The 12,389-nt window shown below is 42.1% G+C and carries 14 protein-coding genes and 1 pseudogene; 5 read left to right on the top strand and 10 right to left on the bottom strand.

Annotation, left to right across the window (positions count from 1 at the left end):
* Positions 1-14 precede the first annotated feature (14 nt).
* The 7 genes and pseudogenes from GWP43_RS09515 to GWP43_RS09545 form a co-directional block, all read right to left on the bottom strand.
* Positions 15-839 carry a zinc ribbon domain-containing protein gene (locus tag GWP43_RS09515; RefSeq protein ID WP_162663954.1) on the bottom strand — a complete coding sequence of 275 codons (825 nt, stop codon included), beginning with the start codon at positions 837-839 and terminating at the stop codon, positions 15-17.
* A 14-nt stretch (positions 840-853) separates the two neighbouring features.
* Entirely contained in the window at positions 854-2,677 is a 1,824-nt protein-coding gene (gene rpoD, locus GWP43_RS09520; protein ID WP_162663955.1) for an RNA polymerase sigma factor RpoD, read from the bottom strand.
* Positions 2,678-4,465 (bottom strand): DNA primase, encoded by a 1,788-nt coding sequence (gene dnaG, locus GWP43_RS09525; RefSeq protein WP_162663956.1) that lies wholly within the window; start codon positions 4,463-4,465, stop codon positions 2,678-2,680.
* Positions 4,466-4,470: 5 nt separating this feature from the next.
* Positions 4,471-5,490 carry an endolytic transglycosylase MltG gene (gene mltG / locus GWP43_RS09530; protein WP_162663957.1) on the bottom strand — a complete coding sequence of 340 codons (1,020 nt, stop codon included), beginning with the start codon at positions 5,488-5,490 and terminating at the stop codon, positions 4,471-4,473.
* Positions 5,491-5,493: 3 nt separating this feature from the next.
* A complete protein-coding gene (locus GWP43_RS09535) occupies positions 5,494-5,673 on the bottom strand; it encodes a hypothetical protein (protein WP_162663958.1) in 180 nt (59 codons plus the stop codon).
* A pseudogene (locus tag GWP43_RS09540) lies at positions 5,670-6,640 on the bottom strand (MBL fold metallo-hydrolase). Before GWP43_RS09540 ends, GWP43_RS09535 begins: the two are co-directional and overlap by 4 nt.
* An 8-nt stretch (positions 6,641-6,648) precedes the next feature.
* A complete protein-coding gene (locus GWP43_RS09545; protein WP_230978159.1) occupies positions 6,649-7,041 on the bottom strand; it encodes a YkgJ family cysteine cluster protein in 393 nt (130 codons plus the stop codon).
* 265 nt (positions 7,042-7,306) lie between these two features.
* On the opposite strand from GWP43_RS09545, the gene GWP43_RS09550 reads away from it, so the two are divergent.
* Together GWP43_RS09550 and GWP43_RS09555 are read left to right on the top strand one after the other, a co-directional pair.
* Positions 7,307-7,669 (top strand): DUF488 domain-containing protein, encoded by a 363-nt coding sequence (locus GWP43_RS09550; protein ID WP_162663959.1) that lies wholly within the window; start codon positions 7,307-7,309, stop codon positions 7,667-7,669.
* Between the two features lie 81 nt (positions 7,670-7,750).
* Entirely contained in the window at positions 7,751-8,170 is a 420-nt protein-coding gene (locus tag GWP43_RS09555) for a thioesterase family protein (RefSeq protein ID WP_162663960.1), read from the top strand.
* A 35-nt stretch (positions 8,171-8,205) separates the two neighbouring features.
* Here GWP43_RS09555 and GWP43_RS09560 read toward each other — a convergent pair whose 3' ends face one another.
* Positions 8,206-8,379 (bottom strand): hypothetical protein, encoded by a 174-nt coding sequence (locus GWP43_RS09560; RefSeq protein ID WP_162663961.1) that lies wholly within the window; start codon positions 8,377-8,379, stop codon positions 8,206-8,208.
* A 569-nt stretch (positions 8,380-8,948) separates the two neighbouring features.
* Here GWP43_RS09560 and GWP43_RS09565 point away from each other — a divergent pair.
* The 3 genes from GWP43_RS09565 to GWP43_RS15270 all read left to right on the top strand — a co-directional run bounded on the left by GWP43_RS09565 (position 8,949) and on the right by GWP43_RS15270 (position 10,707).
* A complete protein-coding gene (locus GWP43_RS09565) occupies positions 8,949-9,692 on the top strand; it encodes a hypothetical protein (RefSeq protein ID WP_162663962.1) in 744 nt (247 codons plus the stop codon).
* An 85-nt stretch (positions 9,693-9,777) separates the two neighbouring features.
* Positions 9,778-10,266, top strand: a complete 489-nt coding sequence (locus tag GWP43_RS15265; protein ID WP_269138845.1) for an SAM hydrolase/SAM-dependent halogenase family protein — start codon at positions 9,778-9,780, stop codon at positions 10,264-10,266.
* A gap of 135 nt (positions 10,267-10,401) precedes the next feature.
* Positions 10,402-10,707, top strand: coding sequence for an SAM hydroxide adenosyltransferase (locus tag GWP43_RS15270; RefSeq protein ID WP_414162733.1), 306 nt, complete (start codon positions 10,402-10,404; stop codon positions 10,705-10,707).
* Between the two features lie 265 nt (positions 10,708-10,972).
* Here the strand turns inward: GWP43_RS15270 and GWP43_RS09575 are convergent, their stop codons facing one another.
* Entirely contained in the window at positions 10,973-11,455 is a 483-nt protein-coding gene (locus tag GWP43_RS09575) for a hypothetical protein (protein WP_230977659.1), read from the bottom strand.
* 181 nt (positions 11,456-11,636) lie between these two features.
* Positions 11,637-12,353, bottom strand: coding sequence for a potassium channel family protein (locus GWP43_RS09580; protein ID WP_162663963.1), 717 nt, complete (start codon positions 12,351-12,353; stop codon positions 11,637-11,639).
* Positions 12,354-12,389 lie beyond the last annotated feature (36 nt).

Below are 12,389 nucleotides of genomic sequence, written 5' to 3' on the forward strand. Positions count from 1 at the left end.
TTTATACCAGTAATCTAATCTTCGCTATTGTCCGATTCAGTCTCATCATAGTCTGATGAATCATCCAAATCGGCTAAGCTTCCCATATCCACGTCGTCAAAAATCATATCTTCAGCAGAATCTTGATCACTCTCTTGATAATATAAAATTCTACTGCAATAGGGGCAGTACATAATATTTTTACCTTCCCGTACTTCGATGGCAAATTGAGCTGACAGGATCATGTGACAACCCATACATACATTGCCTTGGACAGGAACGATACCGATACCTTGCTTATTTTTAATAATCCGATCGAATTTAAACAACGTATCGCTATCGAGATCGGGAGCAATCCGCTGCTCACCTTCAGCAAGTTCAGCCAGCTCATTCTTCTTTTCGGCAATTTCTTTTTCAATCATTGCTTTCCGCTCATCGAGTTCCTGCTCCTGCTGTTTAATCAATGCCTCTTCGTTTTTAATCTCTTCGTCAAGGCGTTTATGATTTGCTTCATTCTTTAATATCTCTTTCCGCAGCTCGGCTTCTTTTTTAGTAGCATCCTGAATTTCTCGATCAAGGGCATCATATTCTCGCTGGGTAGTAATACCATCCATACCCTTTTCAGCACGTTCCCGTTTCTGTTCGGTTTCAAACAGTTCTGCTTTCAATGTGCCAATTGTTTGCCGTATTGCCTCGTCATCAGTATTCTTTTTAACATAATTGGTTTTATACCGTGCCAACAGCTCTTCCTGCTTTACCAATAGTTGAGGCGCTTCTAAAATCTCACTGTCAAGCTGATTCTTTCGTGCAAGAATATCCTGTAACTCACGCAGTTTATCAAAAATCTCCGCTGTAACCATCGTCGTTCACTCCCCTATGTATCCAAATAATCTTTTAACTTGCAACTCTGTTTGGGATGCCGGAGCCTGCGTAATGCCTTCGCTTCAATTTGGCGGATACGCTCACGCGTTACATTAAAGTACAATCCGACTTCTTCCAGCGTCAGCGCATAGCCCTCGTCAAGGCCGAACCGCATTTTAAGCACTTCTTGCTCTCGCAACGGCAGGCACGACAATACGCCACGCAGCTGTTCTTGCAACAAAATATACTCTGTCAAGTTGGACGGATTTTCGACATCCTTATCTTCAATAAAATCGCCGAGCGAAGAATCTTCTTCCTCGCCTATCGGCGTTTCCAGTGAAATAGGTTCACGCGCGACATTTTTAACCTGCTTAACCCGCTCGACATTCCAGCCAAGCTGCGCGGCGATCTCTTCATCGGTAGGCTCTCTACCGAACTTCTGCATCAGCTGCCGCGATTCGCGGGTAACCTTATTGATCTGTTCAATCATGTGTACCGGCACACGGATGGTTCGCGCCTGATCGGAGATGGAACGCGTAATTGCCTGCCGTATCCACCATGTCGCGTATGTCGAAAATTTATACCCTTTACGGTATTCAAATTTTTCAACCGCTTTGATCAAGCCGATATTACCTTCCTGAACCAGATCGAAAAAGTGTAATCCTCTATTAGTATATTTTTTTGCGATTGATACGACCAAGCGCAGGTTTGCATTGATAAGCTTATCCTTCGCTTTTTTTAACATTGCGTGACCGTGGCGAATTTCTTTTGCCAGTGCGATAATATCTTCTGTAGGCGCTTCAAAATCATATTCGATCTTCCGCACTTTACGAATAAGCGTTTGAATATGTGTATAAATATCGCGGATATCGTTTGCCGTCATACCAAGCTCTTCTTCCAGCTTCTGCCGTTCACGAGGAATGGCAAGTCGCTTTCCAAGCTTTCGTAAGTCGGAGTATGCCCGTATGCCGAGCTGACGTTGTTTCTTTTCGCGCCGCCGCCGATACTCCCGTATCTTTCTTGCTGCCTCCAAAAAATGATCCGAAATTTTTTCAATTTCTTCCGTTTGGAACTCAATTTTTTGTAAATAATTAAGGATCTTTTTCCGTGTTTTTTGAAGATCTTCATCATCTAAAAAACTGGCGAGCGTCTCTTTATCGTATAGTTTCTTTTTTAATAAGATATATGCTTTTATATCGGAATAGATGGGTTTTAATTGTTCGCCATACGATTGACGAAGCCGTTTTTTTTCAGCATCTTCATAGCTTAATTCCTTGCGCGGCTTATTGTTTTCTGAAGAACTGATTTTTGCAAAAGCTTTTTGAGCGATCATCTGGACTTCGGAAATGAGCACACCGGAGTTTCTTATCGCATTTTTGATGATATTCTCACCATCTTCCATCGCTTTTGACAGAATAACTTCCTGCTCGGCCGTCAATAAGTTTTCTTTACCGATATCACGTAAATAGAGTTTAATAGGGTCATCGACAATTGCTTCTCTATCATTATTCAAAAGCTTCTTATGCGTTTCTTCGGGTTTTGGAAATTCGGGGGCATTTCCAGGTTCGAGTTCAGCCTCTTCAAACAGCTGCTCCTCGCTTTCGAGCTCTACTTCATCAAGCTCATCTGCAAACACATCGTCCGTTTCTTCAGATGCATCATCAACCACTTGGATCTGCTCTTGCTCAAGCATATCCAGAATTTCATCCATCATAGCCTCGGATGAAGTTATTTTTTCAGGCAACAAATCGGTCAGTTCATCCCACGTTAAAGTTTTACGTTCCTTCGCATGGGCAATCAACTTTATAACAATAGGATCTTCAGAGATATCTATCATTTACATCGTTTCCTTTAATTCTGCAAGAGCTCTGTCGATATGCAGCTTCTCGTTCAGCAGGTCATTGGCATGCCGAATATCATCAATACTGCCGTTTTCATGCACTGCTTGCAATTTACGGATTATGAGTTCCTTTTGCCGCTGTAAAGCGTTTTGCTTAATATAGTAGATACCGTCATACACCAGTTTATCGGGATTTTCTGCAAACTCACCTTTAATAATTGCACCGCTTACGGCATCTCTCAACGTTTCTGAAGGACAATGCGCTAATAAGCTGTCGTACGTATTTGCATCTGCGCGATAACATTCTTCTAATACAATAAACAAATCCTTTGCAGCAGGATCCTCAAAATCATCGGAAGTCAACTCTGCCCGCATTTTTTTAAACAGATGAGGATTTGCAGCTGCTGCGAGCACAATCCTCAGCTCCGCGGTCATTTTAAGCGTAACGCGCTTTTTTATTTCACTTTTTCGTGTAGGCGGTACCCGTTCTTGTTTTTGGTCATACTGTATATAATCAGTGAATAACGCTTTTGAGCTTATACCCAAGTCCGCCGAAAACTTATGTATTGTTGACTCTTTTTGAATATCGGATTCCAGCACCTCAATATAGGGGAATAGGAAAGCTGCAGCTTGAGCCTTTCCTTCGGGACTCACTACATCAAATTGCCTAACAGCAATTTGAATAAGATAATCACTGTCTAAAATAGCATTTTTCACCAGTTCCGTCAAGCTCTCGGCACCCATATGCGCCAGTATCTCGGCTGGATCCTTCCCCCCCTTTATCATCAACACCCGCACATGCAAATGTCCGGCACGGCAAAGTTTGATTGCCTTGTATGTTGCCTGTTGTCCTGCAAAATCGGAATCAAAAGAAAGGATAACCGTATCGACAAAGGACTGAATAAGCTTTACCTGATCTTCCGTCAAAGCGGTACCCAACGGAGCAACGGCATTAGTGATACCCGCTTGGTGAAAGGCGATAACATCCATATACCCTTCGCAAAAAATGACTGTTTTTTCTTTTCTGATCTGTGCAAGCGCTTCTGAAAATGCAAAAAGGGTTTCACCTTTTTTATATTGCGGTAAATCCCCAGTGTTAAGATATTTCGGTCCATCACCTTCCAAAAGCCGCCCTCCAAAAGCGACCGGCTGACCGTGCCGATTACAAATTGGGAACATAATTCTGTTTGAAAAAAAAGAAACTCCGGGGTAGTTTTTAGAAAACAACCCCGATTTCGCTAAGAAGTCTGCGGAGTACCCTTTTGTCTGTAAAAATTTAAAGAGCCATAACCGGTCAGCCGGCGCATACCCGAGGTTAAACTGTTCGATCATTTCGGGACTTACAGCTCTCCCCTCCAGATACCGGAGTGCGGCAGCCCCTTCAGGAGTGTTCAGCAAAAAATAATGAAAGGTACCGCTCACTCTTTTATATAATTCAAGTAAGGTTTCTTTAAGTGAATCTTCCGGCGCGGGACTATAACCCCCTTCCGCATACATAACCGGGATACCGGCACGCTTAGCAAGCACTTCTACCGATTCGGTAAAGGACAGTTTTTCCATCTCCATAACAAACTTGATGGTAGACCCGCCTGCGCCGCAACCGAAACAGTAATACATTTTTTTATCAGGGATAACGTGGAAGGATGGTGTTTTTTCGCTGTGAAAGGGACAACAACCCCACCAATCATGCCCACGCTTTTCCAAATGGGTATAGTTTTCGACGAGCGACACCAAGTCGGTATGATTATTGACCGCATCGATCGTTTCGGTGGTAATTTTTGCCATCGCGGTCAGCGCCCCGCAGCTCGTTTTAAAATAATCGCACCGGCTTTTGTATGTTCCGTTAAATTTTTGGTAAAAATATGTGTACCGGTATCCACATCTTCCAAGCGAAAGTAGAGGTAATCGCTTTTTTCAGGATTACAAGCCGCGTACAATGCTGTCATACCCGGATTGGAAATCGGCCCCGGAGGAAGTCCTCGCCATTTATAGGTATTATACGGATGATCTATTTCCAAATCTCTATTCAATAATCGCTCGGGGTGAGGTTTATGCTGCACCTCAGTCAGAATGTATTCGACGGTAGCACACGATTGCAGTCCCATGCCGATTTGCAGTCGATTTGAGAAAACCCCCGCGATTTTTACCGCTTCTTCCGGCACACGGTATTCTCGCTCTATAATACTTGCTAAAATAACCGTCGCATAACGTTGAGCGGGATCCTTCGGAAAATGGGGAATATCGGCGGTTTTATTGAAAAAATTATCGAGCATTGTCGCTATGACACGTTCTGCCGTTTCGTTATATGCAAAAAAGTAGGTGTCGGGAAATAAGAAGCCTTCGGCGGAATCGCCGAGAATTCCGTAAGATTGCAGCAAAGCTTCGTTTTCTGCTGCGGCGAGGAAATCACCAGCAACAACGACATGCCGGTCTTCAAGGATTGCTGCCGTTTTTGAGAGTGTTAGTCCCTCCGGTACGGTAACCTTGATCAATTCTTGTTTCCCTGCCTGTAAATAGGTGCAGAGCGTGGGCACCGACCAAGCGGGAGAAAGTTTATATGTCCCTGCTTTAATTGATTTATTAGAAAAACGAAAGTATAGATATGTCGGATACTCAAACCGGATAAGTCCGGCTGCTTTTAAATCGGCAGCGATTGACCGTGAAGAAGTACCTCGTTTAATAGTAAAAAGTTGTTCTGCAGGGTTTGCATCAAAAGAAGCAGGCCGATAAACAACAACAGCTGCTGCTACAATAATAAGGAAGAAACATATCGGTATAATTATCATCAAGAAAAGATATTTTTTTTTCATATACTATCGATTACCATACAGCTGTTCCGCTTCGCCGATGGTAAGACTTCTATAAATATACTTTTCAGCAAAAACATTAAATGAATACAGCTCATCGGGCAGCGGAGAATTCTTCCTAAAAAAAGAAACAAGCGCTTTGAGTTCGGAATCCGAAAATCGATAAATCGGCTGTTCATCGTTCATAGGTATAAATCCGTTCCTTCAACTGCGCTGAATATTTCAAGCTTATCGGCACCGACATAGTCGCAGTAATGTTGAGCACTCGATTGTATCGCAAGGATCTTTTTATCGTTATACGTCGGTTCATGATGAAAAAGTGCTAATTTTTTAATGCCCCATGAAGTGGCAAAGTCAATAGCAAGGGAGAAGGTGGAATGCCCCCAGCCTATTTTCTCGATGGAATCCGTCATTGTATACTGAGCGTCGATAATAAGCAGTTCTACATTGCTGTAAAACGCGATATTGACATCGTTTTTTTCAAAGTCTTGAGGACGAAGTTCCGTATCGGTCGAAAAAATTACCTTTTTTTGATTATCAAAAATTGAATATGCCACACAACCGCCCGGGTGACGTACACGATGCCAACCTATGCGGGTATTACCGATATGGATATACGGTTCATCAGCAGCAATACAACGAAATTCAAACTTTGCAGTAAATCCACCTTTTTTTTCCGAACATCATAACCGGGAAATACGGCCATTTCATCTGCTCTTCCAAGAACTCTCGCATTTTAGGACGAGTACTATACACAATAATCGTATTACGAGAATCATACGCAGGGCCAAAAAAAGGCAAGCCCTGCACATGATCCCAGTGAAAATGGGTGAAAAAAGAGATGATAGGTTTGTGGCCGATCAAAATAATCAAATCGATTTTGTAAATTAATCCCTAATTCACGGATACCGGTGCCTGCATCAAAAATGAGATGATTTCCCTCTTCGGTTTCAACTTCCACGCAGGTAGTATTTCCGCCGATAGTCCCAAAGAGCCACGGCGGTAAAGAAGCGATAAAACGTTCCCGAGCATCTTGATCGATAATATCTTTTTCGGTTATCCGTTGGACAACGGCAGAAATTTTAGCTTGAATTTGCGCTGCGCTCAATGGAGTTGCAATCGAGCCGCGGACGCCCCAAAAATGTACCCGCATACACTCCTCTATTTTTCGGTGAAATCTCTGCTTTCTCCGGTTTTTTTTCGTCGAATGGCAGGGAATTGTTTTGCAGTATCGAGCAAGTCTTGGATTTCTTCCGCCGAATACCGTTTACCGCGGTTTATTCCCGAACAGCTGCGGGCATTTGCACTCCAACGCTGTTCATTTCCAAGTAAATAATCCCAAAATGGATATGAAGAGCATTGAAAAGGCCGATAATTATATGCAATACAGCCATTATTCCATAAAATACAATCGTAATTCGGAAGTTCCTTTAAGCAAAGATACTCGTATCCGTCTCCTTTAAGTACCCACCGGCAATACTTTTGAATAAGGGCAGGCCGTTCGAGCGATGCCCATGTCTGCAAATTCCTGAGATCGCGAGGAGACAAATACACAAATCCCGGATCATAACGACAACATGCCGAACATTGATTGCACGAAAAGCATAAGCCACTTTCCCAAAATAATCCCTGCTGCAAAAAATACTCCATTACAATTACCTTATTATATATGAAAAATCGTGCTGTTTCAAGCATTTTTACCGGTGTTTTTACCGACATAAGTTAAACTTATTCAGAGCAAACACACCGAACGCTTTTCACAATTAAGAATTGTTTTACTCCGATAACCTTGTTATACTACTTATATGGAGGTTCTATTATGGGAACATTATATTGGAAACGGATATACGAGCCGACTGAACCACAAGACGGATTTAGAATATTAGTCGATCGACTTTGGCCGCGCGGCATTACAAAAGAAAAAGCAATGCTTGGGGATTGGGCGAAAGATATTACACCGTCATCGGATATACGACAGGCATATCACAGAGGAGAAATGAATTATGAGCATTTTTCTGCTTTGTATGCAAAGGAATTAGCAAAGAACCCCGCTGCACCGGCTTTTCTTGAAAAAATAAAAGAAAAATTGCGAACCGGTAACGTTACGATACTGTATGCTGTCAAAGATCCTACGGCAAGTCATATTCCTACGTTACAAACATTTATCAAAAAAAATATATAAAGGGAGTATAGGACGTCTCTAAAAAAATGGAGTCTAAAAAAATTTCCTATCGTTTACAGCTATCGCAATATGGAGGAGTATATGGAAGTCGGAATTAAGGGAGACATGAGTTTTATTGTTACAAAGGAAATGCTGGCGAGTCAGGACGGTGACGATACACTGGAAGTTTTTTCAACGCCAAACATGGTTTTAAAAATTGAAAGAACTGCAGCGCTCAGTGTATTGCCGTTTTTAGAAAAAGGATATACGATGGTCGGCGTAAAAGTCGATATCGAGCACATTGCGGCAACGCTTGAAGGAATGAAAGTGTATGTCCATACCGAACTGATAGATATCAGCAAAAATGGAAAATTTTTAACTTTTAAAGCAGAAGTATCGAATGATCGGGGAATTATAGGCCGCGGTACCCATGTACGGGCAATCGTCAATAAAAAATATTTTATGGAAAAACTTTGGGCGACTATACATAATGATACGCATTCCATATCCTGTGGCATTTGACTTCCATACCTAATGGGTGCGTTCTTCTTTTTAAATCAGCTGTACAACAGAAAGCCGCCGCTTAAAGTATCTCCGCTGCGGTTGACATCGATCAGGGTAAACGCATCAGGTCGTTTTTTTAACACCCCCGCGGAAAAATTGAGACTATTCGACCAGAACTGCCAAGGATGGCAGTAGTTCCATACAGCAGCGATGTTTTGTGCACGCACAAAACTCGCCTTCAATGCGCCCAAGGATGGGCGTGGGATAGGTCAGAAACAAGTTTTGGAACAAAACTTGTCCTCAACCGATGTACATGGACGTACATCGGTTGAGAGGTACACGGATGTACAACAGTTGAAGATGGTTCAAATGGTCTCACAGTCTCAATTTTTCCACGGTTTTTACCTACTCACCTGATGCGTTTACCCGTCTGCTGGAAAAATGTGCGAAATTTTATTTCCTTAAAATGCAACAGTTGAACAAAATATGAATTTTGGAAACTGTTGCATTCGTGCGCTAAAAGCGCACACATCAATACGCAAGTTTTCGAAAGAAAACTTGACGGTTAAGGTGAGCGGCGTCGTTGTAGCCGCTCACCTTATACCTATGAAATTTCGCACAGAAGGAAGGCAACCTCTGAAAATATTTTATAATGCGGTTGCCCTGTGACATCGATGCAAAGACCTTGCATTAAGAGGTGGTTTTCCGTACAATTCGGCATAAAAAGATATGCTAAAAACTGTATTTGACATCATTGTCGATGTAGTTTTTAACCAAAGTTTTTATAGGAGTTATTATGAAACGTATTATACCCCTGTGTTTACTGATTGCAACGCTCGGTATTGTATTTTTGAGCGGCGCATGTGCCTCTACGTCAAAAAAGCATGATCCCGATTTCCTCGGTAATTACCCTGTGCAGTCGTTAGGTGTACTGCATCTTAATATAGTAAAACGTTATTCCAACGATTTACTGCCGCGCGATATCAGCTTTGTTTTTGAACCCTCGACAAACACTGTTAAATTTCATCATAAGATGATGGGAGATAATATTTGGATTTCCTTAAAAAAGAAGGAACGTGCACTTCTCCGGGAGGCCATTGAGCAATACCTCACAGCTTTTGCCGATAAAACGCTGACTCCCGAAGGGGCAAAGAAAAAGGGAGCATTTGGAAAGACTGATATCTTAATGACATGGGGACTATTCGGTAGCGCACATGAAGCATATCCGACTCTGCGGTTTGATTATCAGTTTATTACTCCGCATCGGCCATACTTCATTCTGGCCAATGCGACAACTCGGGCAGACGACGGCGCTAACTGCCCTGCAATACGGATTGCAATTTCACCTGCACAATGTCAGGATGTTTTAAAAGCATTGGACGAACCGGCTCTCTTGCAGCTTGTAGAAGAATTAAAAGCCGACTATGACAAATACGATGAATTTAATTCAAATACATCAGCTGTAAAAAACATAGAGAATACTCCCGAAGGAAGCAATACACCTGTAAAACAGGAAGAGGTTTCTTTTGATGAGTTTTAAAACACTCATCAACTGATGGACAAAAATGTCCACCGGTTGATGAGGCCAAGTTTTTAAAAGAAAACTTGGCTTTATAGGAGGGTTTATGTGCAATAAAAGGTTATTCGGTTTAGCTGCAGCAGGTATGCTGATAATCGCAATCGGTATTTCCGGCTGCGCGGGAACGCCCCGAAATTCTCGGCCGTTGGTATTTCAGACTGACTTCGGATTAAAGGACGGCGCGGTTTCCGCAATGAAGGGTGTCGCTTTTACGCAATCATCTACGATTCCGCTGTATGATCTTACCCACGAAATACCGGCTTACAGTATCTGGGATGCAGCGTATCGACTCTTTCAGACGGTAGAATACTGGCCTGCAGGCACAGTCTTTGTATCGGTAGTTGACCCCGGTGTCGGTACCGACCGCGATTCGGTTGTCTTAAAGACTAAAACAGGTCACTATATTGTTACTCCTGATAATGGAACGCTTACACTTGTTGCAGATCGGCTTGGAATTGCAGAAGTCCGTTTAATCGATGAAGCGGTGAACCGCCGAAAAAAACTCAGAAAAGAGTTACACCTTCCACGGACGTGATGTATACGCCTTTACCGGTGCGCGGCTCGCAGGAGGAATCATCAGTTTTGAACAGGTTGGCCCCGCAAAAAAAAAGAGATTGTCCGTCTTCCTTACGAAAAGCCCCGTTTTGATAAAGGTGCACTATTAGGAACCATTCCTGCCCTCGATATCCAGTATGGGAATGTGTGGACAAATATCAGCCGTGAAACAGCGGATGCATTAAAATTAGCCGTCAATGATATCGTACAGGTAACGGTATTCAATAACGGAAAACAAGTATACACCGGCTCTATGCCGTATGTGAACAGTTTCGGTGATGTTCCCGATGGAAAGCCGCTGCTGTATTACAATAGCCTTGATTGCTTATCGATGGCATTGAATATGGACAATTTTGCATCCGTGCATAAAATCGAATACGGCGGCGAATGGACTGTAAAGATTACCAAAATTACAAAATAACACCCTTTTGAAAATATAGGGGCTGTCCAAAAACTTGAAAGTCTACCGGCTTTTTCTGTAAGGAAATAATTCATCGTATCCGCTCACACGGAATCGCTAATCAGTTTTTGGACAGTTTCCGTGCAGGAATACATCTGCCGTGCTTTATCTGCCATGCTTTGCGGGTATTCCGCTGTTCGCAAGCGGCATTACCGCGCATTTCTTTTGGCCGTATGCAGAGCGGAAAATTAACAGACTCGAAATTGAGATTAAGAAACTATAAGTCTTATGCCTTTTTTCCGTGATAATTATACCGAAATCCTGAACTGAAATTGACTATTTCCGGTATTCCCGGGATAATGGTAATGGAAACATCGAAATTATCATTTACTTTAACATTCGTTTCAATTTCGCCGGCATACCAATAAAAGAGGTGTTGCCAATCTTCACCTTTTGTTCCCCCCTTATAGGACTCTGAAGAAGGATCATAATTAGGTAATTTATACCAACTCCGCTTATATAAAAATGTCGGTACTATGCCTACATTCATCGAGAACCGAGCGATTTTTAAAAAGCGTACCCTAAAACCAAGATGAGAAAAGCCTGCAAACTGCATCGCACAATCGCCATAAAGTCCCTGTACCAGTTTTATGGAAATAATATCCCGCCACACAAAATATTCAAAATTCAGCGTTACCCCGGGATTAAAGACGACAATTCCCTTAGGATCAAGCTTCCATGGAAAAAAGCCGATAATTTGGGGCACCACTTGGATGAATACTTAAGCCGAATAACTTTACCCCAAAACTAAAGTCATGGGCAAAAATAGGAAATGACGTTAAAAACATCATAACAACACCAATAGAGAGTGTTTTCCTTAGTTTTCCCATAATTAGTTTATCGTTTCATAAATGGAGCTGAGTGTCAATATATCTTTCTTAACCTATATTTTAAAAAGGAAAGCGCGGAAAGAGCATACGGAAAAGGCTTGCATGTTCTTTTTTATGTAAGTCTTCTTTATGATGAGAAAAAACAAAAATATGCTCTTCCGAACCTGCTAAGAGGAGAATATCATCTGCGGCAAAGCGATAGTCCGGTTCAATAAATTCAAAACTTTCACAGTCTTGCTTTCGTACCGCAACAACATTAAGACCGAGTTCTTTTCGTAAATTTGCTTCAAGGAGCGTCATGCCGATATATTTTTCATTAATGCTTACTTCCGCCAATGCAAGCTCAGTTGAAATCGGCATAAAATTCAACAACAAAGTTGAGGCCAACATCGGCATAACTCGCTTTGCTGCTTCTCGATCGGGGAAAATCACCTTTGTTGCCCCAACCATGGACAGCAGATTCTCATGTTGGTCGGTTTCAGCCTTTACAACAATCTCTTTAATACCAAGCTGCTTTAAATATTTGGTTACCATCAGCGAAAGTTCAATCCTTCCGCCCAGATCAACAATAGCAGTACCGATTCTTTGAGGAATATTTTTCCGGAGACTCTCTTCATCGGTAATATTCACGACCGAGCCTTTAACAGCCTTGCCTTCATACTTTTTAATAAGATTAGGATCTTTATCTATAATGATAACTTCATCGGTAAAATGGAGCAGTTCTTCCAACATACGGACACCGAACGCACCTAAACCAATAATTGCGAATTTATTCATACCGCCTCCTCTTTACCGATGAATATCTAATTCCTA

The organism is Treponema vincentii, assembly GCF_010365865.1.
Taxonomy (GTDB): domain Bacteria; phylum Spirochaetota; class Spirochaetia; order Treponematales; family Treponemataceae; genus Treponema.